At 47.9% G+C, this 25,312-nt stretch carries 23 protein-coding genes; 18 read left to right on the top strand and 5 right to left on the bottom strand.

What is annotated here, in order from left to right; genetic code table 11:
- The first annotated feature begins 121 nt into the window (after positions 1-121).
- On the top strand, positions 122-649 hold the full coding sequence (locus tag ACFPYJ_RS24125) for an NfeD family membrane protein (RefSeq protein ID WP_379190780.1): 528 nt from the start codon (positions 122-124) through the stop codon (positions 647-649).
- 30 nt (positions 650-679) lie between these two features.
- On the top strand, positions 680-2,179 hold the full coding sequence (locus ACFPYJ_RS24120; RefSeq protein ID WP_379190779.1) for a flotillin family protein: 1,500 nt from the start codon (positions 680-682) through the stop codon (positions 2,177-2,179).
- A 42-nt stretch (positions 2,180-2,221) separates the two neighbouring features.
- On the opposite strand, the gene rpsD is transcribed toward ACFPYJ_RS24120, so the two are convergent.
- On the bottom strand, positions 2,222-2,821 hold the full coding sequence (gene rpsD, locus ACFPYJ_RS24115; protein ID WP_379190778.1) for a 30S ribosomal protein S4: 600 nt from the start codon (positions 2,819-2,821) through the stop codon (positions 2,222-2,224).
- A 377-nt stretch (positions 2,822-3,198) separates the two neighbouring features.
- Between rpsD and ACFPYJ_RS24110 the strand changes: the two genes are divergently transcribed.
- From ACFPYJ_RS24110 to ACFPYJ_RS24090, 5 genes are all read left to right on the top strand, one after another.
- Entirely contained in the window at positions 3,199-5,127 is a 1,929-nt protein-coding gene (locus ACFPYJ_RS24110; RefSeq protein WP_379190777.1) for a sensor domain-containing diguanylate cyclase, read from the top strand.
- A gap of 126 nt (positions 5,128-5,253) precedes the next feature.
- Positions 5,254-5,997 (top strand): hypothetical protein, encoded by a 744-nt coding sequence (locus ACFPYJ_RS24105; protein ID WP_379190776.1) that lies wholly within the window; start codon positions 5,254-5,256, stop codon positions 5,995-5,997.
- A 77-nt stretch (positions 5,998-6,074) separates the two neighbouring features.
- The gene (locus ACFPYJ_RS24100; protein ID WP_379190775.1) at positions 6,075-7,190 is read left to right on the top strand and encodes an aminopeptidase; all 1,116 of its coding nucleotides are present in this window, start codon (positions 6,075-6,077) and stop codon (positions 7,188-7,190) included.
- Between the two features lie 78 nt (positions 7,191-7,268).
- A complete protein-coding gene (locus tag ACFPYJ_RS24095; protein ID WP_379190774.1) occupies positions 7,269-7,511 on the top strand; it encodes an HPr family phosphocarrier protein in 243 nt (80 codons plus the stop codon).
- Positions 7,512-7,650: 139 nt separating this feature from the next.
- The gene (locus ACFPYJ_RS24090) at positions 7,651-7,944 is read left to right on the top strand and encodes an Fpa/YlaN family protein (RefSeq protein ID WP_379190773.1); all 294 of its coding nucleotides are present in this window, start codon (positions 7,651-7,653) and stop codon (positions 7,942-7,944) included.
- Between the two features lie 48 nt (positions 7,945-7,992).
- Here the strand turns inward: ACFPYJ_RS24090 and cax are convergent, their stop codons facing one another.
- Positions 7,993-9,054: a calcium/proton exchanger gene (gene cax / locus ACFPYJ_RS24085; RefSeq protein WP_379190772.1), complete on the bottom strand. Its 1,062-nt coding sequence runs from the start codon at positions 9,052-9,054 to the stop codon at positions 7,993-7,995.
- A 175-nt stretch (positions 9,055-9,229) separates the two neighbouring features.
- Between cax and ACFPYJ_RS24080 the strand changes: the two genes are divergently transcribed.
- A complete protein-coding gene (locus tag ACFPYJ_RS24080) occupies positions 9,230-9,610 on the top strand; it encodes an Asp23/Gls24 family envelope stress response protein (RefSeq protein WP_379190771.1) in 381 nt (126 codons plus the stop codon).
- Between the two features lie 100 nt (positions 9,611-9,710).
- Here the strand turns inward: ACFPYJ_RS24080 and ftsW are convergent, their stop codons facing one another.
- Both ftsW and ACFPYJ_RS24070 read right to left on the bottom strand, forming a co-directional pair.
- A complete protein-coding gene (gene ftsW / locus ACFPYJ_RS24075) occupies positions 9,711-10,868 on the bottom strand; it encodes a putative lipid II flippase FtsW (RefSeq protein ID WP_379190770.1) in 1,158 nt (385 codons plus the stop codon).
- 17 nt (positions 10,869-10,885) lie between these two features.
- Positions 10,886-11,230, bottom strand: coding sequence for a YugN family protein (locus tag ACFPYJ_RS24070; protein ID WP_379190769.1), 345 nt, complete (start codon positions 11,228-11,230; stop codon positions 10,886-10,888).
- A 373-nt stretch (positions 11,231-11,603) separates the two neighbouring features.
- Here ACFPYJ_RS24070 and ACFPYJ_RS24065 point away from each other — a divergent pair, with 373 nt between their 5' ends.
- From ACFPYJ_RS24065 to ACFPYJ_RS24025, 9 genes are all read left to right on the top strand, one after another.
- Positions 11,604-12,791: a M20 family metallopeptidase gene (locus tag ACFPYJ_RS24065; protein WP_379190768.1), complete on the top strand. Its 1,188-nt coding sequence runs from the start codon at positions 11,604-11,606 to the stop codon at positions 12,789-12,791.
- A 102-nt stretch (positions 12,792-12,893) separates the two neighbouring features.
- Positions 12,894-13,334 (top strand): CBS domain-containing protein, encoded by a 441-nt coding sequence (locus ACFPYJ_RS24060; protein WP_379190767.1) that lies wholly within the window; start codon positions 12,894-12,896, stop codon positions 13,332-13,334.
- 124 nt (positions 13,335-13,458) lie between these two features.
- Positions 13,459-15,150 carry a DNA repair helicase XPB gene (locus ACFPYJ_RS24055; RefSeq protein ID WP_379190765.1) on the top strand — a complete coding sequence of 564 codons (1,692 nt, stop codon included), beginning with the start codon at positions 13,459-13,461 and terminating at the stop codon, positions 15,148-15,150.
- Positions 15,147-16,946 (top strand): helicase-associated domain-containing protein, encoded by a 1,800-nt coding sequence (locus tag ACFPYJ_RS24050; RefSeq protein ID WP_379190763.1) that lies wholly within the window; start codon positions 15,147-15,149, stop codon positions 16,944-16,946. Before ACFPYJ_RS24055 ends, ACFPYJ_RS24050 begins: the two co-directional genes overlap by 4 nt.
- A gap of 91 nt (positions 16,947-17,037) precedes the next feature.
- Positions 17,038-17,550 carry a YlbF/YmcA family competence regulator gene (locus ACFPYJ_RS24045; protein ID WP_379190762.1) on the top strand — a complete coding sequence of 171 codons (513 nt, stop codon included), beginning with the start codon at positions 17,038-17,040 and terminating at the stop codon, positions 17,548-17,550.
- Positions 17,551-17,574: 24 nt separating this feature from the next.
- Positions 17,575-17,838 (top strand): YlbG family protein, encoded by a 264-nt coding sequence (locus ACFPYJ_RS24040; RefSeq protein WP_379190761.1) that lies wholly within the window; start codon positions 17,575-17,577, stop codon positions 17,836-17,838.
- Positions 17,839-18,020: 182 nt separating this feature from the next.
- Positions 18,021-18,458 carry a hypothetical protein gene (locus ACFPYJ_RS24035; RefSeq protein WP_379190760.1) on the top strand — a complete coding sequence of 146 codons (438 nt, stop codon included), beginning with the start codon at positions 18,021-18,023 and terminating at the stop codon, positions 18,456-18,458.
- A gap of 201 nt (positions 18,459-18,659) precedes the next feature.
- Complete coding sequence (locus ACFPYJ_RS24030; RefSeq protein ID WP_379190759.1) at positions 18,660-19,571, top strand: selenium metabolism-associated LysR family transcriptional regulator; 912 nt, start codon at positions 18,660-18,662, stop codon at positions 19,569-19,571.
- Positions 19,562-20,416 (top strand): PHP domain-containing protein, encoded by an 855-nt coding sequence (locus ACFPYJ_RS24025; protein ID WP_379190758.1) that lies wholly within the window; start codon positions 19,562-19,564, stop codon positions 20,414-20,416. Before ACFPYJ_RS24030 ends, ACFPYJ_RS24025 begins: the two co-directional genes overlap by 10 nt.
- Before the next feature lie 91 nt (positions 20,417-20,507).
- Here the strand turns inward: ACFPYJ_RS24025 and ACFPYJ_RS24020 are convergent, their stop codons facing one another.
- A complete protein-coding gene (locus ACFPYJ_RS24020; protein WP_379190757.1) occupies positions 20,508-22,340 on the bottom strand; it encodes an Rqc2 family fibronectin-binding protein in 1,833 nt (610 codons plus the stop codon).
- A gap of 166 nt (positions 22,341-22,506) precedes the next feature.
- Between ACFPYJ_RS24020 and ACFPYJ_RS24015 the strand changes: the two genes are divergently transcribed.
- Positions 22,507-25,299 carry a calcium-translocating P-type ATPase, SERCA-type gene (locus ACFPYJ_RS24015; protein ID WP_379190756.1) on the top strand — a complete coding sequence of 931 codons (2,793 nt, stop codon included), beginning with the start codon at positions 22,507-22,509 and terminating at the stop codon, positions 25,297-25,299.
- Positions 25,300-25,312 lie beyond the last annotated feature (13 nt).

The following is a 25,312-nucleotide window of genomic DNA, read 5'->3' as shown; positions in this document are numbered from 1 at the left end:
GCATCATCCATGGCTTGTTCGACGGGAAAACCGTAGAGCAGGCTTTTTTCTTATCGTTATCTTCCGTACTATCGGGCGCTGGCAGAGAATAAGGATGAACAAAGGAAGGAGGAGCTTACCTTTGGAGGTTCTGCTGCTGTCCTGCCTGTTCGGAGGCATTTTTTTTGCTCTGATCAGTGTCATAATTGGTGATTGGCTGAGCATGGCTTTAGGCGGTCTGCTGGACTTCCTATCTATAGACGGCCATCCCGTTCTTCAGCCGACTGCCATTGTAAGCGGTGTGACTGTGTTTGGAGGAGCAGGATTGCTGCTTGAGCGGCATACCGCATTTAACAGTGCCATGGTCATCCTTCTTGCAGCCGGATGCGGCTTGATTATAGGCATCAGCGTCTATTTCTTCTATATTCTTCCCATGGAACGAAGTGAGAATTCTTCCGGTTATTCCATGAATCAATTGGCCGGTATGATTGCCGAAGTGCTTGTTCCGATCCCGGCCGCCGGCTATGGAGAGGTCATCGTTAAGATCGGGGCAGGCCGAAGCAATCATATTGCAGCTAGCAATGAGAATCATGAACTTCCCGCAGGAGCGCGCGTCGTCATTGTGGAGGTTAAGGAGCATATAGTTATCGTCTGCAAGCTTGACCTCTAATAACGGTTAACGGAGAGGAGCACTTATTGAATGATACCGGATTATCTCATTATTCCAGGGGCTGTCATTGCTGTTCTGATCATTCTTGCCCTTGCTTTCTGGGCTCGTTACAAGACGGTCGGTCCGGACCGGGCTATGATTGTAACAGGTTCATTTCTAGGTAATAAAAATGCATCGATCGATGAAACGGGGCGTCACGTAAAAATCGTCCGTGGAGGCGGCGCGTTTATCCTTCCTGTTTTTCAAAAGGCAGACTTTCTTTCTTTGCTTTCCCATAAACTGGATGTCTCCACCCCGGAGGTGTATACAGAGCAGGGCGTGCCCGTTATCTGCGATGGCGTCGCGATCATCAAAATCGGAGGCGCGGTTGAAGATGTTGCGACTGCAGCTGAACAATTCCTGGGCAAGCCGACTGAATCCTTGAAGGGAGAAGCGCAGGAAGTGCTTGAAGGTCACTTGCGTGCCATCTTAGGGTCAATGACGGTGGAAGAGGTTTACCGGAATCGGGATAAATTTGCTCAGGAAGTTCAGGGCGTTGCAGCGCGTGATTTGAAAAAGATGGGTCTGCAGATCGTGTCCTTTACGATAAAAGATTTACGTGATAAGCATGGCTACCTGGACGCGCTCGGCAAACCGCGGATCGCTGCGGTGAAGCGGGATGCGGAAATTGCCGAGGCAGAAGCGATAAGGGATGCAAGGATTCAGAAAGCATTGGCTGAAGAGGTAGGGCAGAAGGCGGAGCTGCTTCGTGATACGAATATTGCTGAGGCTTCGAAGGAAAAGGAGCTTAAAGTTGCTTCTTTCAAGAAAGATCAAGACTTGGCCAGAGCGGAAGCGGATCAAGCCTATTCCATTCAAGAGGCCAGATCAAAGCAAAGTGTAGTCGAAGAACAGATGCGGGTGGAACTGGTGCGAAAGGAACGCGAAATCGACTTAGAGGGCAAGGAAATACTTAGACGTGAGAAGCAGTATGATGCGGAGGTCAAAAAGAAAGCGGATGCCGACCGTTATTCGGTTGAACAAGCAGCTGAAGCGGATAAGGCAAAGCAGTTATTAGAAGCTGATGCGCTTCAATATCGAATTGAAGCAGAGGCAAGGGCCAATGCAGAACAGAAGCGGCTGGAAGGTCAGGCGATTGCCGATGCCGAACGTGCGAAGGGGACTGCAGATGCGGAGGTGATTCGACTTCGCGGATTAGCCGAAGCAGAAGCCAAGGAAAAGCTCGCACATGCATTTGAATTGTTTGGAGAAGCAGCAGTTTTGGATATTATCGTACGAATGCTGCCTGAGCTCGCCGGCAAAATTGCAGAACCAATGGGCAATATCGGGACGGTTACCGTAGTAGACACGGGGCATGGAGAAGGGGCGGCGCGTGTAAGCAATTATGTGACTTCGCTCATGGCAACAGCGCCGGAAATGCTCAAAAATGTATCGGGTATTGATTTAACTGCTTTGGTCAAAGGACTGACAGAAAAAACGGTTCAACTAGCGGTTCTGCCAACCTCATCGCCAAAGAATTCGAAGGATTAAAAAAAGAGCGGTCCAAAGTTACCTTTGGATCGCTCTAATTTATTAACGGCTGTAAAACTCAACGATTTGTTTCTCGTCGATTTCTTGTGGAAGTTCGCCGCGATCAGGGAAACGAACGTACTTACCTTCAAGAGCAGCATCGTTATATTCAAGATAGTTAGGAAGGAAGTTGCGTCCTTCAACAGCTTCTTTAATTGATTTCATTGCACGGCTGCGCTCACGCAAACCGATCACATCACCAATGGAAACGGTGTAAGAAGCGATATCCACTTTCTTGCCGTTGACTGTAACGTGACCATGGGATACCAATTGACGGGATCCTGCACGGGAGTTAGCGAAACCAAGGCGGTAAACCAGGTTGTCCAGACGGCTTTCAAGAAGGACCATGAAGTTTTCACCGGCAATACCTTTTTGTTTCGACGCTTTGTCGAAAAGGTTGCGGAATTGTTTTTCGTTCATACCGTACATATGACGAAGTTTTTGTTTTTCTGCTAATTGAAGACCGTAGCCGCTTACTTTCTTACGTTGACCTGGACCGTGTTGGCCTGGTGGGAACGCGCGCTTCAATTCTTTGCCTGTTCCGCTTAGGGAAATTCCAAGGCGACGGCTTAATTTAAACTTAGGGCCTGTATATCTTGACATGTGTCGTAAAACTCCTTCTTCAAATGGGATGTTTGAAAATGGGTGTTTCGCCGAGTGTTGTCTGTGCTTGATCAATTAACTACCAAGCCATGACAGGAATGTTCAGCCGCAGTCCTGTCAGCGACATCCTCCATAGAGGGTGACACAAAACCGATCCCATGTATTCAACTATAAATATTATATAAACTTAGCACCTAATGTCAAGAGAATGAATCATAATATTTTTATTATGTAGAAAAACTCCGAAAATGAACCTAAAGTCCTATTCAATCATGTCTAAAGTAGTGCACTAATGAAAGATTTGAAGTATGATAGAATATAAATTCTATTTTCAAACAAATTAGTACGATTTTCGAATGAAAAGGTGGTGCTGCGCGATGCATAAATCGATCCGTTCAGATCATACGACCAAGGCTGACAAGCTGTCCGTCAATCAGCACGAAACGCAGCATTCCCCGATTTGGTTTCACCACGAAGATATTAATGATACTCATGAGCCGCAGCTGCATAACCTTCTTAGCAGAAGTTTCAAGCAGTGGATTAACGAAACCGCGCACTCTCCGCTATCCAGCGGATGTTTCGCTGTATGCGATAAGGAAGGGCGCATCGTTGCGCTCAACCGTGAGCTTGAAGTATTTGATCGCGACAGCAGGGAGATCGCTGAGCTTGAGGAGCTTGCGCTTGCGGCTTCAAGGGCGGACAAGCTGCTCGAAAGCGAGCATGCAATCGCAAAGCCGATTGAGAAACGGTCCTTGTGCCAAGTATTCGCGGTGTTGGTGTGGATTCCGGGTATTCAGTTAGATGGGGCACAGGCGCTTCTAAGGGCTGCCGCCCTGCACCTTCGCAGCGTTTTCTATCATTTGTTCGAATTTACATATGTACAGAATCTGCTTATCCAGCAGCAGGCCAGCGATAAAGAAGCCATCCGGAGAGACACCCTTATACAGGTTGCCAAGCGGCTTCATGATCAAAATGACGTTTCCTCGGTGCTGAATGTGCTGCTGATGGATTTGGAGCATTTATATCCTCACGCCAAGGTGGATTTGTATTTGTCTCAGGATCATGTTAACGGGGATCCGAGGGTCAAACCTTTATTGATACGGCATGCGGCAACGGATACCTATGTAAAAGCTTTTCTCGACGGTAAACCCATTGTGGAACATAGGAATGATAATTTGGTGGAGCTGGCTATTCCGATGAGCGGCAAACAAGCGGTTTACGGTGTGCTGAGCATAACCATGAACAGTGAGTATTGGGACGATGCGGATATGAGAGCATTAATTATGTTATCCGATACGGCAGGGTCCGCATTTGAAAATGCCAAGCTCTTTGAACAGTCAAATCTGCTTATCGGGGAGCTTCAGCTTATTAATGAGCTGACGAAACGATTGAATCAGTCTCTTCGCTTAAATGAAATATTTGAGTTTGCGATGACGGAGCTCCGTAGTATTTTCAACGCTGATTTTTGCAATCTTCTTCAATTAAAAAAAGAAATGAATACGTTCCAAGTAGTCTCAAGCAATCTGCCGGCAGCTGTCAATGAAATTTATTCAACAGAATACGGCTTTTGCGGGGTTGTGTATGAGACAAAAGAACCGCTGATCATATCTGATTATCATACTACGCGAGTTGTCGATTCTCAGCTGATGGATGTAACGGGCTCGCGATCTTTAATTGCCGCACCCATTATGGCGAATACAGAAGTTTTAGGAGTTATTATGGTGTCACACCAAAGTCCGAATTATTTCTCTTATGATAATTATAAATTGCTGCAGGTACTGTCCACGCATATCGGACTTGCAATATCGAATGCTTCCCTGCATGCGGCAGTTCGGCGAATGGTGATAACGGACAATTTAACAGGGCTCCATGCGCGGCATTACTTGAATGAACAAATTCAATCCCGTCAGCGTAAAGATCCCTCCGGCTCGCTTATCTTGGTTGATATCGATAACTTCAAGAAAGTCAACGACACTTATGGACATCAAATAGGAGATCGCATTCTTATCGCAGTGAGTGACGTGATACGCTCTTGTATTCGAGAGAGTGATATTGCTGCCCGTTGGGGCGGTGAAGAGCTTGCTGTGTATCTGCCTCAAATTCGAGCCGAGCAGGCTTATCGGATTGCTGAGCGCATTCGCTGCCTGGTAGAGGAGCAGACTGAACCGTCTGTTACAGTCTCCTGCGGCATTTCAGAGTGGATATTTGAGGATGAGAAGGTAAGCGTGGAATCATTATTTTATCGTGCAGATATGGCCTTATATGAAGCCAAGAATAACGGCCGAAATCGGATATTTCTGGGGTGACAGCGAGCAAACAGGACAATTGGGCATGTCCTGTTTTTTTGTGTCTAAAAGCGGTGTTGGATAAAGTGACGGGATGAGGCAGACGCTATATGGATAAAGCATGTAAGCAGGAGGAGATGAGCACAAGTGAAGAGAGCGAGCTATCCCTTTTTTCTAGTCATGAGCTGCTTTATTATTTTTATGGCAGGCTGCGCCTCGCCTGTTGACCATAAATCGCCCGAAGAGCTGCTGTCGCTCTCCGTGGCCGGATTATCCGGAATTGATCGTTACAACTTCCATGGACAGACCGGCATATCGATAGGGGACCGGGTAGAAGTGAAATCGGCTTCCTTCCAAGGCATAGTCGAAAATCATAATCAAATCCAAGTGAAATCCAATGAAGCTGGCGCGTTGAACGGAATCGGAGATCCCCTCAAGCTTCTGAAGCAGATCCAGGCTACTGCCAGGAAGACGGAGCTGGTTAAGAATGAATCCGGCGAATGGACGGCTGTCTTGGCTGTTACAGCGGACGACAAGGCAGCTACCGAAGCGTGGATCCATAACCTCAAGGGACAGTTTGAGCTTATTGAGAAGCAGGTGCCTGCTGCAGCCAAAGCCAAAAGTATAGGGCCGGATCCAACAAGCGGAACGAAGCAAATTAAGCTCATGAAAGCGTGGAAGGAGGAACTTCAAAGGTCCAAGGCAGAATTCGAGCAAATGTTATCTACCCTGCATGCCAAGTCGGTGTACAAATTGATTGTGGATCGAAAACATTTGGTGCCGCTTAAGCTCGAAGAGAATTCCGTGCTTCACTATAACACTTCCGATGGAGAGCAGCATTTGGAGTCAAGAATGACGAAAATGTCTTTTCAAGTGGGTGATAAAGGCTAGCGCTTAGAAGGGGTGCAAGAGCTCCGGAAACATGTTAGGATAACAAAGTAAATGAGAACGGGGAGGAATTAGTTACTATGCGCGATCAGCGGATGCAAGTATTAGCATCTAATTTAGTTCGTTACTCCATTGATGTAAAGCCTGGAGAAAATGTGCTCATTGACATGATTGGTTCTGAACGAGAATTGGCTAAATGTCTGATTGAAGAGGTTGCTAAACAAGGCGGGCGTCCATTTGTTGAGACAAGCGACCGTTCGGTTCTGCGGACCATGTTGAAGCATGCTACAAAGGAACAAATCGAGCTTTGGGCTTCTTTTGACCTCAAGCGTATGGAAGCAATGGACGGTTACATTGCCATTCGTGCTGGAGAAAACATAAACGAGCTGGCTGATGTTCCGAGCGGGAATATGCGTCTATATGAGCAGTATTACCGTCACCCCGTTCATTCCGAGGAACGTGTAAAGCGTACCAAATGGGTTGTCCTTCGTTATCCGAATGCCTCAATGGCACAAGCTGCTAATATGAGCACGGAAGCGTTTGAAGATTTTTATTTCAATGTTTGCAACTTGGATTATGCGAAAATGGACCGTGCGATGGACCCTCTGCAGGCGCTTATGTCGAAGACGGATAAAGTGCGCATTAAAGCTCCCGGTACGGATCTGACGTTCTCCATCCGAGGAATCGGCGCTAAGAAATGCGCGGGTCGTCGCAATATCCCTGACGGCGAAGTGTTCAGTGCTCCGATTCGTGATTCTGTTCAAGGAACCATAACTTACAATACGCCATCCATATACTCGGGCGTTACCTTTGAGAATATTTCATTCACTTTTAAAAATGGGAAAATCGTTGAAGCTGCAAGCAATCAAACAGCGAAGCTCAATGAAATTCTGGATATGGATGAGGGAGCCCGTTACATCGGTGAGTTCAGTCTCGGATTCAATCCGTATATTTTAGACCCGATGAAGGACATATTATTCGATGAGAAAATTGCGGGAAGCCTGCACTTTACGCCGGGTCAAGCCTACGAAGAAACCGACAACGGCAACCGGTCCGCGGTTCACTGGGACCTTGTATTAATCCAGCGTCCAGAGTACGGCGGCGGAGAGATTTACTTCGATGAGCGTCTGATTCGTAAGGATGGTAGATTCGTTGTACCCGAATTAGAAGGTTTGAATCCTGAAAATTTGAAATAATAACCCCTTGAACAGAAAACGATTTCAAGTTATGATGATAGCAGTTAGCCATTGTAACTAAATACTGGAGGGATTCCCATGTCAAATAACGCGGCAATCGTAGATATTTCACAAACGGCCAATAAATTCCGGTCGTCCATCGTTCTTCAAGCCGAGAACAAATATATCGATGTAAAAAGTATTCTCGGTCTTTTCACAACTCTAGTCGGCGGACTTTCCTATGAACTTCACGTTCATGGCCCAGACGCTGATGAAGCGAAAGCAGCCATGTCGGAAGTGTTTGCAAAACATAACCTTGATATTAAGGTCATTTCCGAATAATCCATTCGTATACAGCAAATGGCGCTTCACTGAGTTATTCAGTGGAGCGCTTTGTTCTTTTGACCTTGTACATTCTGTCGTTTTCGTCTAATATAAAGGGTATAGAAGACGATAAGAAAAGCGCACAAGGGGGAGTACGATGTCTTCATCCGATGTTCTTATTCATCTGCATCAAAAAGCGCTGAATCTCCTTCAGGAAGATGCCTATAAGATCGAGAAGCTGATCGAAGTGCAAATGGAAAATTTGGCGACGAGAAAATGTCCACTTTATGAAGAAGTGTTGGACACGCAAATATACGGTTTTTCCAGAGAAATCGATTTTGCTATTCGGGCAGGACTTGTTGAAGAGGCCACTGGTAAAGAGATCATTAGTAAGCTTGAACGGAATTTAGCTACACTGTATGAAGCACTGGAAATGAATACAGGTAAATAGAAAAGACGCTCCTATGCAGGGGAGCGTCTTTTATTTGTTTATTCGATCCTAAACCAGATAGAAGGAGAAACCGAGAATGACATAGACGATGAGAAGAAGAGCTCCTTCATACCAGTTTGTTCGCCCATCCGATGAGATCGACTTTGCGATAAATACGGACACAGCGATGGCTGTAAGCTCGATTGGTGTGAAAACAATATCCATCGTCGGGCCGAACAGGGTGCTGACGAGGATCAATACCGGTGATACAAACAATGCAATTTGCAGGCTGCTGCCGATTGCAATTTCGACCGCTGCTCCGATTTTGTTCTTCATTGCGAGCATGACGGCTGCGCTGTGTTCAGCGGCATTACCGACGATCGCTATTAGAAATGCCCCTACAAACACCTCAGATAGCCCGAAATCGGCTGTAAAAGTGTGGAGCGTACCAACAAGCCACTCACTGACAAAGGCGGTCATAACGGTTGCCAGGACCAGAAACAGAATCGAAATACCTTTGGACCATGCTGGGTCTTCGCCATGATCGGGTGTAGTTTCTTCTTTGTCAGCAAGAACATCCTTATGGGTCACCATCGAGAAGATCAGCCAGAGAATATAAGCGATAATGAGAATGACGGCGATGGTAATACTGAGCATTTTACTCTGCTGGGTTGAAAAGTGCTGGGTGGATATGAATATCGCTGGAATGGCAAGCGCAATTACGGAAAGAATCATTAAGGAAGAATTGTGGCTCGCCAGCTGAACATTGAAGCGCTGTTCCTTGAATTTGAGTCCTCCCAGAAACACAGACAGTCCAAGCACAAGAAGCAGATTGCCGATAATTGAGCCTGTAATGCTGGCTTTAACCATGCTGAATAATCCTTCCCGAACGAGGAAAATAGCAATAATCAACTCAGCAGCATTTCCGAATGTCGCGTTCAGAAATCCCCCAAGACGCTGCCCTGCATAATGCGCGACGCTTTCTGTTGCTTTTCCAAGAAATCCGGCGACGAACAAGATAGCGATTGCTGAGATAATAAACTCAGTTACCGTACCGAAATGAGCATAGTGGCTGACGCCGCTGAGCACGAAGAGAACAATTAAGGCGGTGAAGAACAACTTTTGGTTCAATTTCGATGACACCCTCTTTTTGAAATTTTATGTAGTCGGTTTAAAGGAGAAATCTGTTAACACTATAGCGGAAAATATGGTCTATGTAAACTTATGAAACGTTCTTGCAGAAGCCTTGATTCGGCTGTTCGCTTCCATTACAATGGAAACATAAGGTGAACGGGGAGTGAGTGGCATGGCAGAAGAACTTCAAACCGGTATAATTCGTATTTCAGATGATGTAGTTGCCACCATAGCAGGACTGGCCGCACTAGAAACTCCAGGAATCGCCGCAATGTCAGGCGGAATTTCAGAAGGTCTAGCCAAGCGTCTAAGCGGTAAAAACGCACAAAAAGGTGTCTCGGTCGAAGTCGGACAGCTGGAAGCAGCCATTGATTTACGCATTATTGTGCAGTATGGCATTCCGATCCAAGAAGTATGCCGACAATTGCAAGAAAATGTGCGTGAAGCATTAGAGAATATGACTGGACTTCATGTCGTGGAAGTTAACGTGAAGGTTGAAGGCGTTGCTTTCAAGGAAGAAGAATCAGAAGATTCGCCGACTCGAATAAAATAATGAACATGAACAGCCGCATCCAATCGGGAGGCGGCTGTATCTTTGGTCAAGATAATAAGCGTCAAGCTCTCATGAGCTTGACGCTTAATTTGTTTTGTTGCTATTTAGACGGCTTGTCCACTTTGTTGTATTCGCGTGAAATACTAAGGAGAACACCGATACTTGCCAGCGACACGATTAAGGATGACCCTCCGTGGCTGACGAATGGCAGTGTGACACCAGTCATCGGCATCGCACCGGTTACCCCGCCAATATTAACGATAGTTTGCACGGCAATGAGACCTACGATACCAACACCTACAATCGTGCCGTAACTATCCGGACATCGCAAGGCAATAATTAATCCTCGCCATAGAAAGAACAAGTAAAACAACAAGAATAAAAGGCTGCCAATAAATCCGAATTCCTCAGCGATGACAGAGAAAATGAAATCACTGTAAGCATACGGGAGATACTTGAGCTTTTGGACGCTGTGACCAAAGCCGGCGCCTGTAAGGCCTCCATGACCAAGGGCTTGCAGGGAGCGGGAAAGATGGAAAGTGCTCCCAAGTTCATCGGCCTGCGGGTCCATAAAAGCAGTAAAACGGTTAATCCGATATTGCCAGCCTTCAGGGTCTTTCATAATTGAAATGCTGGCCCCGGCTGAGACGATAAGTGTGATGATAATACCCGATATAAAAAGCTGCTTTAAGTTTGCTCCACCGGCCACAATAATGATCAGCGAATAACCGGCAATGACGATACAGGCTCCCAAATCCGGCTGCAGCATAATAAGACCACAGATAAAAGCGATGATAATAAAGACGGGAACAAGTCCTTTTTTAAAATCTCGAAATTTCTCGCCTTTCTTGGAAATGAGCGAGCCTAAATAAAGAATTAGGCCAAGCTTAGCAAATTCCGTCGGCTGTATGCCGAATGACCCGACACCAAACCAGCTATGGGCATTATTTCGGACCTCACCAACGAACGGAACAAGGATAAGCATGATCAAGACCGGAATAAAGTAGAGAATAAACCCTTTTTTGAAAGCGGTGTAGGGAATATTCATGATGGAGAACATCGCGATTATGCCAACGACCGCAAACATCAGCTGCCGCTTTGTGAAGTAAAGCGCATCAAAGTTAAAGTTTTTTGAGATGGCGGCTGTGTTGGAGCTTGCACTGAAAACCATGACAAGACCAAAGCCAACGAGCAGCAAGGTAAGGACGAGAAGCAAAAAATCCGGCCTGCCGCGCAGGCCGTTCGTCTTTGTTTTCATCTAAGAACCGTCGCTTCTTATGTGAGGAGTTTCTTCAGTTCTTGCAATCGTTGTGTAGCCGCATTCAAGATCGGTTGAGGCACCGGGGACTCATAATCAAGTCCGTGCGGGAAAGTCGCTCGTCCGATATATACGGATTCAACTTGCAATACTGCGTGAGATGACTCTAACTTGCCTTCAATTGCGCGGACATTAAAGCGCAGATAGTAGTCTTCACGGTTAACATGGTCTTCTAATTTCAGATCGTATGTAGCACGGAAATATTCCCACTGCCAACGAACGAAACCAAGCTTTTCTCCTGACTCATCAAGATGTGCGAGATCGCTTGTCATACCGTTCAGGCCTGTATTCTCAATAATCATTGATAATCCTCCTTAAGTTTTCGCGGAAAGCTCTCATCGATAGCGTAGTCTTAAGCCCCGGGGGCAGTTTCTTCTTATTCATGATAGTATTTTTCACCTGACAGCGCAAGCCTTACTCCGAGCGATTGGATAAGGCAAAAGTGACATTTTTACGAAAAATCATAAGCCTTTGTTGAAACAACTTTCAGGACCTTTGTTCATTCTGCTACAATAAGAGCAAAGAATGTTAACCTAAACGGAATAACCAGGTACATCACAGGCGCAGCCGCGCAAAAACTTAGATTATGCTTACGAAGCGGGTTTTTGCTTGATTGTACCGAAATGACGGTAAATCAGGCATAGCCGCGCAAAAACTTTTAGGAGGTTTGTTAGCATGAACACGAAACCGGATATGAATGAAGTGCTGCAAACTGTCTACCCGGATATGGTGAAGTGGCGGCGATATCTGCATCAGCATCCTGAAATATCGTTTCAGGAGAAAGAAACTTCAACATGGATCACTGAGCGGCTGCATGAAATGGGTTGTGAGGTACAAAAGGATAACAGCGGTTATGGGCTGGTCGTTAAAATTCGCGGCAGCAAGCCGGGCCCGACAATCGCGCTGAGAACGGACATCGATGCATTGCCCATACAGGATGAGAAGACATGTGAATACGCATCCAAAGTCCCGGGAGCCATGCATGCTTGCGGACATGATGCACATACATCAACGATGCTTGGGATTGCGGCCTATTACAGCTCGATTCAAGATCAGCTGTCGGGTGAGCGGAGACTGATTTTTCAACCGGCTGAAGAGGTTACACCGGGCGGTGCGGTTGGAATGATTGCCAATGGCGTACTGGAAGGTGTGGATGCGATCTACGGGGTTCATTTGTGGTCGCCGCTCCCTTACGGGGTTGTGGCAACCAAGGAAGGGCCGTTTATGGCGGCACCCGATGAGATTTATATCGATATTACGGGACGAGGCGGGCACGGCGGTCTGCCGCATGAGACAATTGACTCCATACTTGTAGGCACTGCAATCGTACAAGCGATTCAGACTATCGTCAGCCGCAATGTTAACCCGCTGGAGCCCGCAGTGGTATCCATCGGTTCCTTTCATGCGGGTTCTACTGCTAATGTTATCGCGGAGCACTGCAAGCTTATAGGAACAGTGAGAACCTTCTCAGAAGAAACAAGAGCGCAGATCAAGGCAAGATTGCATGCAATTGTAAAGCAAACAGCTGAATTGTATGGAGCTGTGGCTTCGCTTGATTATAAAGATGGCTACCCTACCGTTGTGAATGCTGCTGACGAAGCGGAGCGTTTCTTCCGAGTAGCGCCGGAGCAATTTGGCCAATCCGCCGTGCAGCAGTCTTCATTGATTATGGCAGGTGAAGATTTTTCTTATTATTTAAAAGAAATTCCCGGCTGCTTTATGTTTGTAGGCGCAGGGAATAAAGAATGCGGAGCTGTTTATCCGCATCATCATCCCAGATTTGATTTGGATGAGCGTTCGATGCTCATATCCGCCAGGCTTATGATTGCGATGGCGGAGGATTATGCGTCATTAAACAGATAATCGTATTTTATCATCAAATAAACCTCGGCTGTGCATGATAAAAGCCAAGATCGGTGAACCTAATCGTCGGGATATCATTATTCCTTGAGGAGGCTAAGCTAGATGAAGGCAATAAAGGACATTATGTCCACGAATTGTATTACGGCAACAACCAAAGATAATGTCTACGAGCTTGCCGTGCTGATGAAGGAGAATGACGTCGGTTTTATTCCTATCGTCGAGGGGAAAAAGCTGATCGGGCTTGTGACCGACAGGGACTTGGTGACAAGGGGATATGCAGACAAGCATTCAGGGTCAACTGCCGTAAACAAAGTAATGACGACAGACCTGATCACCATCGATTCGGGTACCACGGCTCAGGAAGCGGCAGATTTAATGGCGAGCAATCAAATTCGCCGTCTGCCAGTTGTCGAGAATGGAGAATTGCTTGGGATCGTAGCTCTCGGTGATTTGGCAGTTAGGGATGTTTTTGTTGATGAGGCGGGACAAGCTCTCAGCAGCATTTCCGAGCAGGAGCACCGCGAATCAAGTACTTTTCATTAATTGCACGGAGGAAAAAGCGTGAACTGTCCAACAGGCAGTTCGCGCTTTTTTTGCATTGATCCTATTGAAAAGCATAAAAAACAGGGGACTATTTCATACTATAACTAAAACTGGAGATGATACCATGCTCAATCAGGAGAATCGTCCCCTGCGCGTATTGGTTGACAGCACGGTGCTTCTGGATGCCAGGCATCCGGATGCCGAGACGGCTCGGGAAATGCTCGTCCGATTTGCTGAGCTAACCAAGAGACCGGGGGATCTGCATACCTACCGGATATCGCCGATGTCACTTTGGAATGCGGCATCGCTCGGTTTGACCGCTCAAGAAATAATGAACTGCCTCACTCAATTTAGCAGTCATGAGCTTCCTCTTAAGGTAGTCCATAATATTCAATGGCTGACCGATCGCTACGGACAACTGACATTTGTCCGATCTGCAGAGGATGATATCTTCCTGAGCGGAGATGATGCGCTGCTGAACGATTTATCGGAAAAACCGGGTGTCGGCGAATGTTTATCCGGATACCGAACCAATGGGAACAGGCGAATTAAACCGGAATGCCGCGGTCAGCTCAAACAAGAGCTGATCAAGCTAAATTATCCGGTTGTGGATCTGGCAGGCTATCGTCATGGTGAAGCATTAGCTGTATCCCTCCTCGATCAGACGAGAAGCGGACGTTCATTTGCACTGCGGGATTATCAAGAGCGGGCGGTTGATTTATTTTATCAGGAAGGTAGAGATAACGGGGGCAGCGGTGTGCTTGTGCTTCCTTGCGGCGGCGGAAAAACGATCGTCGGGATAGGAGCCATTTCGAGGCTCAAATGCGATACACTCATCCTAACCTCCAATGTCACCTCGGTGAAACAGTGGAAGGCGGAGCTTCTGGACAAAACGACCTTGAACGACAATGAAATCGGTGAATACGCAGCTAAATCCAAACAGGTGCGTCCAATTACAATCGCAACCTATCAACTATTAACGAACCGTCGTCAAAAAGGAGACGAATATGCCAACATGCTGCTGTTTCAACAGCGGAACTGGGGGCTGATTATTTATGATGAGGTACATTTATTGCCTGCCCCTGTCTTTCGAATGACTGCTGATCTGCAAGCAACCAGGAGATTAGGGCTTACTGCGACGCTAGTAAGAGAGGACGGCAGGGAGGAGGATGTATTCACACTAATCGGACCCAAACGATTTGATCTGCCATGGAAGGTGCTTGAAACAAGAAGCTGGATCGCTGAGGTTTCATGTACAGAGATGCGCATTCCGCTGCCGCAGCAGGAGCTGGCTTGTTATGAGGCTGCCGATGAGAAAACCAAAGCAAGATTATGCGGCGAGAATTCCGCCAAAATTAGAGCTGTCAAAGAACTGCTGAATAGACATCAAGGGAAATCCATCCTTATTATTGGTCAATATTTAAAGCAGCTGCATGAAATAGCTGACGAGATTCATGCGCCGGTTCTGACGGGAGAGCTTCCGCACGCAGAGCGGGAACGATTATTCCACTCGTTCAGAGCGGGAGAAATTCCCGTACTCGTTGTATCGAAGGTAGCTAATTTCGCAGTTGATTTGCCCGATGCCGCTGTCGCGATCCAGGTGTCAGGCAGCTTCGGTTCCAGGCAGGAAGAAGCGCAGCGGATCGGCCGCATTATGCGTCCGAAACCCGGTGACAATCATTCTTGGTTCTATACGCTGGTATCTTCAGCAACCAAAGAGATCCAATATGCTCAGAAACGGCAGTTATTTCTACTGGAACAAGGGTACCGGTATGAAATCGAAGAAATGCTTGCAAGCCGGGAGGCGGCTTTATGATTGTGGAAGAAATAGAGAAGCGGATGAATCCGGCTGACAAACAGAAATTTGAAAAGTCATCCGTCTGGTGCCATCCTCCAGATGAGATGGATGAAAATAAAATGTCGGCTGCACAATGGCCGGCTTGTTTATTGTCAGAGCCTCATTTAAGGGCAGCATGGGAGAAGCTGCCTAAGACGGCTTCGCAGGCCTTGGCAGTGGTGATCAGTAGTTTTGGAGCGGCTCCCTTCAAGGAGGAGCAGCTGCTCCAAAGTGTGCCAGCCGGTTCAATTGGCGTTAATTACCGTCTTGGGCTGCTGCGGTTATTGCAATCGGGCATTATTTTTGCTGTGCGTAAAGGTTGGGGGGAGAAGCTGTATTTTGTTCCGCAGGATACGTTTTTGCTCTGGTATCGAATCATTTATTCGGATTCTGTTTGTTTGCCGGTCGAGAATCTGAAGGTTCATGACATTGTACCGAATGAAGAAGATGAAGGTTATACACCGCCGTTTAGGCTTCAGCTTCTGCACACCATGGCGGCTATAAAACGTACGGATATGAGGCTGACGAGCAAAGGTATTCTAACCAAGCGCACGGTAGACCGGTGCTTAAAGCAGCTCAAAACAACCTTTGCTGAAAAGAAAGCTCTGAGAATTTCGGAGGACATGATTAGCGGTTACCCGCTTTCTGTAGCTTTTGCATTAGAGATCATTTTCAGTCATGGCTGGTTGGTTAAGCAGCAGGAGAGCTTGCAAATTCAGGAGTATTGGAACAACTGGTTGATGATGCCTACTATCACGCGGGAAACTGAACTTGTACACCGGATCTTCCGGCAATTTGCCTTTCAGCATATCCCTTCCGGACAGGCTGCAGCTCTGCTAAGTGAACTTCTTCCGATGAAATGGTACCGTTTAGCCGATTTGGGCGATTCACTCCGTTCAATCATAGCTGATATCGACAGAGCGGAAGCAGCCGCTGCGGCCGTTGATGATTATTGCCGATGGTTATCGTCATTGGGTTGGTTAGAAACCGCTCAAACGAAGCAGGGGCATAAGATAATCCGATGGTTGATCACAGTAAAGATCCGAATTCCAAACGTGGATTTTTTGGTCAATTTCTCTGAAGGAACTGACCTTGAGCGGATTCGAATAACTCCGGATGGCGAAATCTTTGTGGATTCGAACGGACCCGATCACGTAAGATGGCTGCTGGAATTAATTGCGGAGCGAAAGCAAACGGATAGGGTTACGGTCTATAAAATGAATGCCCATTCGCTGTCCTTTGCTCAGAAGGAGGGAATATCAGGTGAGAGAATCATCGAACTGCTTGAGCAGGCATCAGGAGAACGACTGCCGGAAACCGTGCGTCTGTCCATCATGGAAGGAATGCCCAGGGAGCCGGTTCAGATTCAGCCCCCGCAAACGGCTCAGCCTAAACAAGCTATCCCATCTCTCTTCCCGGATCCTAACTCCCTGTACGGGTTTGAACTGCTGACGGATTGGCCTTCCTACCGCTCTTTATTTGACGGCCTGGATGAGGTGCCTAATATGTGGATCAAGCAGCTACGTCCTTATCACCATACGACGAGGAGGGAGCTGCTGGAGAGAGCGTTAAGCTGGCGTACGGCGGTTAAACTAACGTATCAAGGCGCGGTTCAGGCTTTTGTTCCGGAACGGATTGAAGAAGCCGGAACAGCTTGGTCAGTTGTAGGTCATTTTGTGCAGCGAACAGACAGGGAGCCTGTCCGTTTAAGTCCTGAGATGTGGGGGGAGATGATGCTTGATATCCCGCAAGAAAGCAATATGCTGCAAGCCTAGGTAAACCAAAGCCTGCTCTACCTTTTTCTGCACTTCTTGTGGTATGATACTTATGGGCAAAAGCCTAACGTCATGAAGGGGTGGGTAACCAGTGCAAACGATCCAAACGTCAGACCCTAGTGAGCTTGTATGGGTCCCGTCGTATGAAGGCGAAAGTGATACATCATCGCTGGATATGGGGCAGCTTATTCTGAGTGCCTACGAAATTGGTGATATGGTCAATCAGTCGGCTGAAGTAGCCGAATACGCATATTGGAAAACGATCGTCGAGCAGGATGAAGAAGTTCGCCAGCTTATGAAAAAGTTTGCGAAAGCAAAGGACATTTTTGTTGACTGCGAAAGGTTTGGACGCTTTCATCCAGACTTTAACGAAGCAAAAGCAAAGGTGCAGGCGATCGAACTGGAATTGAGCGAGCTTGATTGTGTGAGCCGCTTTAAGGCTGCTGAACAGGCGGTCGATGAGATGCTGCACGATATTGCGAAGCAAATCGCCGGATCGGTGTCTGAATCCATAAAAGTACCAAGCAATGACCCCCTGCCCAAGGGCGGAGGCAGCTGCGGCAGCGGTGGCTCATGCAGCTGTGGTAGCGGCGGTTGCGGCTAGAGGAGACAAGGACGGAGGGCATTTATGTTTTCGGAACGCATGGGTTACATTGTGTGGGTCAGCGATTTAAAAGCGGCCCGTACACTAGAGAAATATGGTACGGTTCACTATATGTCTCGTAAAATGCATTACGTCGTTATGTATATGAATGCAGATCGCGCTGAGGAAGTTGTGCGCAACATTGGACGCCTTTCGTTCGTCAAGAAGATAGAGCGTTCTTACCGGAATGAAATTAAGACCGAGTATACACAGGGTGTACCTGATAAGACACGGTTTTACAGCTTGTAGTGGCTAGGCTTCCGCAACCGGTATGCACGGACGGAAGCCTATTTTTATACATCGGAATTCCATGAAATTACAATTATGGAGTGAGTTTATTTTATTGTTGAAAATTCGGACAGGCATGCTACAATGAAAAGAAATGTACATATAGATAATAAGGCCTACTTCTTGGGGAGGGGTGGATCGCGATGAAAGACAAGATGACGGAAAGATGGAGTACGTATGAGTCATTCCACGTCGTACTAGGTGACAAGAAAGTTGCAGATATCGTCATCACGAACCACGCCAAAGTAAGATGGATAGATCGGGTCGAGAGCGAGAAAACCGGATTTGAGGATATTGCAGATTTCATGTGGCAATGCTTGAAACAAGGCCGAATTGAGCCTTATTACCGAAATGAGCAGGATGTTTATTTGATCGATGATGATCTTGTGTTCGTTGCCGAATTCGCTACCTTGGATAAAGAAACGGATCTAGCTGGTAATCCGCTCCACAAAATGATTGTTGTTACCTTCCTGGGACGGATGTCTGAGACCATTGAACTACGGGATTTGAAGTCCTATTATTCTTGGCTTCGACATTCGCGTAGAATGACGTTGATAAAAAATAGCAGAAAACGGAAATAATCGATCTTCTAATCAGTTTAAAGCATAGGCTAAGCGAGCCTGTGCTTTTTTTGCAATACCAGTTCATTACAATTCCACTTCTTTCTTCTTCCTCTTGTCGAAGGCCGTTAAGGAGGACGGTTAGCCGGTTCCCTTATGCATATGAGAAGATATCGTACAAGGTTTGTAGTATAATAACGGAAGAGAAAGGATGGTTGTCCGATGGCACTGAATTTTCATCAACTTCATATATTTTACACGGTTGCAGAAAAAGGGAGCTTCTCTGCTGCAGCTCAAGCTCTTCACATGACACAGCCCGCGGTTACGATGCAGGTTCAGTCACTGGAAGATTACTTTGGAACAAAACTGCTTCAGCGTTCAACCAAAAGAATTGAATTAACGGAGGCTGGCCGTGCACTAATGCCCTTCGCACAGCGGAGTATTGATCTAATACGGGACACGGATTCACAAATGTCCAAGTTCACCAAGCAGCTTAAGGGCAGGCTGCAGCTCGGGGCCAGTTTGACGATTGGAGAATATATTTTGCCGCGTCTCTTAGGGCCCTTCGGTCAGGAATTTCCGCATATTTCGATTAGCATGAAAGTAATGAATACCGCGCAAATCATGGAAGAAATATTGAATCATCAATTGAATTTCGGACTGATCGAAGCACCTGTAAACCATCCTGACATGCATATGGAAGCTGTGATGAGTGATGAGCTGCGGCTTATTGTAGGTAAATCTCACCCTCTTGCAGAGCGTAAGAAGGTGGATCTTGAGGATGTGCTGGACTATCCCTTCGTACTGCGGGAACAGGGTTCCGGCACTCGCCTTGTCATGGAGGAGCAGCTCAAGAAGAAGCATATTAATCCGGGTGATTTAAAAATCATCATGGAGCTTGGGAGCACAGGAGCGGTCAAATCCGCAGTTGAAGCGGGACTCGGGATCTCATTTGTCTCGGAATCTTCTGTGAAGCACGAGATTGCGCTTGGACTTATTCATCTAATCCCGCTGTGTGATGTTCAGTTCAAACGACAGTTCTACTCGATTTATTTGAAATCCGCTCTGCTGCCGATTTCAGCGGTTACGTTCCTTACCTTCCTGCGTGAGAAAGATCTTCAGCAATGGATGTAAACCGTGCAGATCTTCACAGCCATACGACAGCTTCCGACGGGATGCAGCAGCCCAAGGAAAATGTAAGACTGGCTAAGGAAGCAGGACTTGCAGCTATTGCGATTACAGATCACGATACAATTGATGGTATAGCAGAGGCGATGGAGGCCGGAGAACAGCTGGGTATTACGGTCGTGCCCGGTGTCGAAATAAGTACGGTTGCCGAAGGAATCGACATCCATATCCTGGGGTATTATACGGATTGGAAAAACCCAGGGTGGCGCCGGAAACTGCAGGGTTTGCTGGATACGAGGGAACGCAGAAATGAAATGATTATTGAGAAGCTGCAGGAAATGGGGATCTCGATTACTTTAGAAGAAGTTGTCGAAGAAGCCAGAAAACAGGGGAAGGATGGCGGGACGATCGGCAGACCTCACATTGCTTCTCTTCTGGTTGCCAAATCAGTCGTTGCCTCGATGCAGGAGGCTTTCGATCGGTATTTGGGAACGGATGGCGCAGCTTATGCGAATCCTCCTCGTCTTCATCCCTTTGAAGCGGTCGATTGGATTCGGGAAGCCGGCGGTACGAGTGTAATCGCCCATCCCGGTTTATATGAGAATGATGCTCTTGTAGAAGCTATTATTCGATATGGAGCGCAAGGCATTGAGGTCTATCACTCGGATCATTCACCCGAAGATGAAGCCCGCTACGAGCAGTTAGCTGGGGCGCACGGGTTAATTATTACCGGCGGCTCGGATTTTCATGGCGAGCGTCATGGCGCGGTTTTTCATGGACCTATCGGCAATCGTACCGTAGACGTCAGCGTACTTCAGCAGTTGAACCCTGTTTGGAGAGATAAGCGTTGACCGGTCGATTATTCACAATCAAAGCGATGCAGAAGATGCAGTAAATAAAATCGCGTCACGACTCTCAGGTGAGCAGTCGTGACGCGAGCAGTTAGAGCTTGATTTGTGAAGGCAGCTGTTTCAGGCGCTGTTCATCCACTGTGATGAACAGCGTTTTTTGATGGTCATAAATAACATAACCAGGTTTGGCTCCGCTTGGTTTTTTCACATGCCGGATCAATGTATAGTCCACTGGTACTAGGCTGGATGATCGAGCCTGACTGAAATGTGCAGCAAGCATCGCCGCTTCCTCTAAGGTGTTATCATCGAATTCGGATGCTCGTATAACGACATGGGAGCCTGGGATGTCTTTAGTATGCAGCCAGGTTTCGTTCGGTGCGGCCGTTTTATTTGTTAGGAATTCATTTTGCGTGTTATTCTTGCCGACGTAAATTGGAACCCCTTCAGAGGAGGTGTAGCATAGGAGTGCAGGGCGCTTGGCCTTACGCTTCTTAGAGCCGCGTTTCGTTCGATCACGCAAATACCCTTGCTCCACAAGCTCTTCGCGAATCTCATCGATATCGGATAATGAAGCGCTCTCCAGCTGTTGAAGCAGGGAATCCAAATAGATCACTTCCTCGGTTGTCCGTTCCATCTGCTCGGCAACGATGCTGAGACTATTCTTATGTTTCGTATAACGCTTGAAATATCGCTGAGCGTTCTGCGGCGGTGTCAGCTGAGGATCAAGTGCGATCCGGATCATCGACTGCTCTTCATCATAATAGTTGACCACTTCTGCGATCTCGTCCCCACGCGAAAATTGGTGCATATACGTCGTCAGCAGCTCGCCTTGTATGCGGTACTTATCAGCATCCTTCGCATCATCAAGCGTTTCTCGAAGCTTCTCCAGCTTCTTCTCATTCTTATTCCGTTCATTCTGCAGAAAGCGGATCAGATCCAGCGCACGCTGCTTAACCGTATCCCGGTCTGCCTTGTCACCATAAAACGCCTCCAAACAGAGACTGACACTATTGAATGCTGTCGTTTGTCCTTGCAGGTGGGTCAGGGAAGTGACCGAGAAGGAAGCCTTTCCGGTTGTCTCAGCAGTAATAATCTGCGGCTCATATTGATGAGTCGAGAAGGATTGAATCATTTCGCGAAAAGCAGTCCACAGCCAGGCGGGCAGTCCTTCCGATGGTTCCGCCCCAGGGGTGCGATAGACGATTTCTTTGGCCAGGAGCGGACTTATTCCGCTGAATGCCGCGACCAGCAGCTTGTCCGGTGTCATTTTGGCAGGTTTGACAGGCGGCAGCTCCACAGGTGCATCAAGGCTGTATAGGCCATCTTTATTCGATTCCGGCTGAGGCGGGACATATTCGTAAGGCGCTTGAAGCGCTTTGGCGAAGTCGGCTTCGCTTTGTACGGTAAACGGATCGGTTTTGTGCTGCTCAGGCGGCGCTGTATATAGATTCCCGGGCATTACAATCCGGTAGCTGCTGATTGCAGGGGTAACATGATGAATGCCGTCATGAATCGTCTTGGTTGCCTCATCCATCAGGATAATGTTGCTGTGTCTGCCCATAATCTCAACAACTATCGTTTTGAAGGAAATGTCACCCAGCTCATCGCGCTGCCTGATATCCATATGGATGATACGCTCATTGCCAATTTGGCTGACAGCCTCGATCGAGCCGCTCTCGCAATATTTTCTCATCAGCATACAGAACATTGGAGCTTCCAGCGGATTGAGAAAGGACTGATCCGTAAAATGAACGCGGGGATAAGTCGGGTTTGCAGAGAGCAATATTTTACCTTGAACACCGTTTCCTCTGATTTGCAAAACCAAATCATGCGGGTTCGGCTGATGTATTTTATGAATGCGAGCGCCTACGCACTTTTGAAGCTCATGCACGATAGCACGTGTAACAATTCCATCTAAAGCCATGATGTTTGATATCTCCTTTTCAGTCACTGCCGTCGGTCCTCTTCTATCATGCCATAGTTGGGACAAAAACTTAAGTCCTTCAATGGGATATTTTGCAGTTTGTCCGAATACATTTAGGCAATATAGGCTGTCCTTCAGGCGGCACGTAACGGGAGGGAGACGAAGCATGGAACAAGGTAAGTGGCATCAAATGGGAGAAACCGACCTAGCGGAGGCGCTTCAAGCTTCTTTGAATACCGGTCTGACGCTTCAGGAAGCGGCGGAAAGACAGAAGCATGTCGGGCGGAATGAACTGTCGGAAGGAAAGAAAGTATCGCCATGGCTGCTGTTTATGGGGCAATTTAAGGATTTTATGGTGCTTGTTCTGATAGGAGCCACGTTAATATCCGGCTTGCTTGGGGAGTTTCTCGATGCAATTACAATTGTTGCGATTATTATCATTAATGCGGTGCTCGGTTTTGTGCAGGAGTTTAGAGCGGAGCGCTCGCTTAGGGCGTTAAAGGAATTATCCGCCCCTCTCGCCAAAGTCCTGCGCGGCGGAGAGTCCGTCATTCTTCCGGCGAGTGAGCTTGTTCCTGGCGATATCGTAAGCTTGGAGAGCGGGGATCGAATCCCTGCGGATATCCGGTTTATTGAGACGAACAGCTGCTACGCGGAGGAGTCAGCCCTAACGGGAGAGTCTGTGCCGGTCAGTAAGCATAGCCAGGTTATTGCCGCAGATGACCTGCCTCTAGGCGATCTGCGGAACATTGGCTACATGGGAACAATGATTACAAGAGGAACAGCCAAAGGTATCGTGATTCGAACAGGCATGGGAACTGAAATGGGCAAGATTGCTGAGCTTATTCAGAAAACGGATTCGATGGAGACCCCACTGCAGCATCGTTTGGAGCAGCTCGGTAAGATACTTATCATCGTTGCGCTCGGATTAACGGTAATGGTTGTGCTGGCTGGTATTCTGCACGGGCAGCCGGCCTATGAGATGTTCCTTGCCGGTGTCAGCTTGGCGGTAGCTGCGATTCCGGAAGGGCTTCCGGCTATTGTAACGATTGCGCTCGCCCTTGGGGTCCAGCGGATGATCAAGCGAAGAGCAATCGTACGGAAGCTCCCATCTGTTGAAACACTCGGCTGCGCATCCGTGATCTGCTCGGATAAAACAGGTACTCTGACTCAGAATAAAATGACCGTCACGAAGCTGTGGATCGGCGGCCGTTCCATGGAGATCAGCGGAGAAGGGTATGAACCGGTCGGTTCCATCTACGAAGGCGGCAAGACGCTTGATGTTAAACATGATCTGCCGCTGCGCAGGCTCCTGCAGGTTGCCGCGCTTTGCAACAACGCATCAATCTCTAAGGTAGAGGATGATGCCGAGACTAAGAAGAGAAAGGCAAAGGATGTAATCATTCAAGATGAATGGCTGCTTAAAGGCGATCCGACGGAGGGAGCTTTAACCGTCCTTGCGGCCAAGCTCGGCGTCTCTGCCAAATCATTGGAAGGCTTGTACGAGCGAGTGAAGGAATATCCATTTGATTCGGAGCGCAAAAGGATGTCTGTGCTCGTCAGCCATCAAGGCGGCAGGCTGATCTGTACGAAGGGTGCTCCGGATATGTTGATGGAGCAGTGTAATTATATACTGTGGGACGGTAAAGTTGTTCCATTTACAGCTTCCTTGAAGCAGAAGGTGACGGATGCCGGAGAGACGATGGCACAGTCCGCCCTTCGTGTTCTCGGCTTTGCCTATCGGGATCTTCGTTCATTCGATGCTACGGAAGCGGAGTCCGATGTTGAGTGCCAGCTTATCTTCGTTGGCCTCTCCGGCATGATTGACCCGCCTCGCCGCGAGGTGAAGGAGGCTATCGCGTCCTGCCGGCGCGCCGGTATCAAGACCGTCATGATTACAGGCGATCATCAGCTGACAGCCGAAGCCATTGCCGGACAGCTGGGAATCATGCCGCGGGGAGGACTCTCCGTCAGCGGCCAGCAGCTGGCGTCAATGAATGAGGAGCAGCTCGATCGGCTCATCGATAATATCTACGTTTATGCGCGGGTGTCGCCTGAGCATAAGCTGCGGATTGTAAAGGCCCTGCAGCGCAAGGGGCATGTCGTCGCCATGACCGGCGACGGCGTTAATGACGCTCCGGCAATCAAGGCGGCAGATATCGGAATTGCGATGGGCATCACCGGTACGGATGTGGCTAAGGAAGCCTCCTCACTCGTACTGAACGACGACAACTTCTCCAGTATCGTAGCCGCTATTGAAGAGGGTCGCGGCATTTATGAGAATATTCGTAAATTCATCCGTTACCTGTTGGCGTCGAACGTCGGAGAGATTTTAACGATGTTCCTGGCAATGATGGCGGGTCTGCCGCTGCCGCTTGTGCCGATTCAAATTCTGTGGGTCAACCTCGTGACAGATGGACTGCCTGCGATGGCGCTTGGCGTTGACCAGGCAGAGAAGGATCTCATGCAGCAAAAGCCGCGTTCTGCGAAGGAAAATATATTTGCCAGACGGCTCGGCTGGAAGATCATCAGCCGCGGAATCCTTATCGGCGTTTGTACCTTGGCGGCGTTCTGGATAACGCTCAGGCAGGATCCTGGAAGTCCTACGAATCTGATCGAAGCCCAGACGGTTGCATTCGCAACATTAGTCATGGCACAGCTGATCCACGTGTTCGACTGCCGCAGCTCCCGTTCCATCTTTCACCGCAATTTTTTGCAAAATAAATACCTCTTGTTCGCGGTACTATCTTCAGTACTGCTCATGCTCGGCGTCCTTTATATCAGCGCTCTGCAGCCAATCTTTAAAACGGTTCCGCTTGGTTTCCGGGAATGGTGCCTCGTTCTTGTTGCAGCCGGCATACCGACTTTCCTCATGGGTATCGGCAGCGTACTTGGCACAACTGAGAAAAAGAAAAAATCCAATTGGCCGCTCAGCGGGCCAAAATCGATTGCTAGATGACGGGTTCGGATCT

It is taken from the genome of Paenibacillus solisilvae, assembly GCF_042656405.1.
Classification (GTDB): domain Bacteria; phylum Bacillota; class Bacilli; order Paenibacillales; family Paenibacillaceae; genus Paenibacillus_Z; species Paenibacillus_Z solisilvae.
The sequence above is the reverse complement of the archived record's forward strand: the minus strand, read 5'-3'. Positions and strand labels throughout refer to the sequence as shown.

Bases quoted from the DNA above. Each gene is read 5' to 3' on its own strand.
- ACFPYJ_RS24065 (WP_379190768.1), top strand. From the start codon at position 11,604: ATGAACACGAAACCGGATATGAATGAAGTGCTGCAAACTGTCTACCCG.
- ACFPYJ_RS24070 (WP_379190769.1), bottom strand. From the start codon at position 11,230: ATGATTATTGAGAATACAGGCCTGAACGGTATGACAAGCGATCTCGCA.
- ACFPYJ_RS24040 (WP_379190761.1), top strand. From the start codon at position 17,575: ATGTTTTCGGAACGCATGGGTTACATTGTGTGGGTCAGCGATTTAAAA.
- ACFPYJ_RS24090 (WP_379190773.1), top strand. From the start codon at position 7,651: ATGTCTTCATCCGATGTTCTTATTCATCTGCATCAAAAAGCGCTGAAT.
- ACFPYJ_RS24055 (WP_379190765.1), top strand. From the start codon at position 13,459: ATGCTCAATCAGGAGAATCGTCCCCTGCGCGTATTGGTTGACAGCACG.
- rpsD (WP_379190778.1), bottom strand. From the start codon at position 2,821: ATGTCAAGATATACAGGCCCTAAGTTTAAATTAAGCCGTCGCCTTGGA.
- ACFPYJ_RS24015 (WP_379190756.1), top strand. From the start codon at position 22,507: ATGGAACAAGGTAAGTGGCATCAAATGGGAGAAACCGACCTAGCGGAG.
- ACFPYJ_RS24100 (WP_379190775.1), top strand. From the start codon at position 6,075: ATGCGCGATCAGCGGATGCAAGTATTAGCATCTAATTTAGTTCGTTAC.
- ACFPYJ_RS24020 (WP_379190757.1), bottom strand. From the start codon at position 22,340: ATGGCTTTAGATGGAATTGTTACACGTGCTATCGTGCATGAGCTTCAA.
- ACFPYJ_RS24030 (WP_379190759.1), top strand. From the start codon at position 18,660: ATGGCACTGAATTTTCATCAACTTCATATATTTTACACGGTTGCAGAA.
- ACFPYJ_RS24080 (WP_379190771.1), top strand. From the start codon at position 9,230: ATGGCAGAAGAACTTCAAACCGGTATAATTCGTATTTCAGATGATGTA.
- ACFPYJ_RS24060 (WP_379190767.1), top strand. From the start codon at position 12,894: ATGAAGGCAATAAAGGACATTATGTCCACGAATTGTATTACGGCAACA.
- ACFPYJ_RS24035 (WP_379190760.1), top strand. From the start codon at position 18,021: ATGAAAGACAAGATGACGGAAAGATGGAGTACGTATGAGTCATTCCAC.
- ACFPYJ_RS24095 (WP_379190774.1), top strand. From the start codon at position 7,269: ATGTCAAATAACGCGGCAATCGTAGATATTTCACAAACGGCCAATAAA.
- ftsW (WP_379190770.1), bottom strand. From the start codon at position 10,868: ATGAAAACAAAGACGAACGGCCTGCGCGGCAGGCCGGATTTTTTGCTT.
- ACFPYJ_RS24120 (WP_379190779.1), top strand. From the start codon at position 680: ATGATACCGGATTATCTCATTATTCCAGGGGCTGTCATTGCTGTTCTG.
- ACFPYJ_RS24025 (WP_379190758.1), top strand. From the start codon at position 19,562: ATGGATGTAAACCGTGCAGATCTTCACAGCCATACGACAGCTTCCGAC.
- ACFPYJ_RS24110 (WP_379190777.1), top strand. From the start codon at position 3,199: ATGCATAAATCGATCCGTTCAGATCATACGACCAAGGCTGACAAGCTG.
- ACFPYJ_RS24050 (WP_379190763.1), top strand. From the start codon at position 15,147: ATGATTGTGGAAGAAATAGAGAAGCGGATGAATCCGGCTGACAAACAG.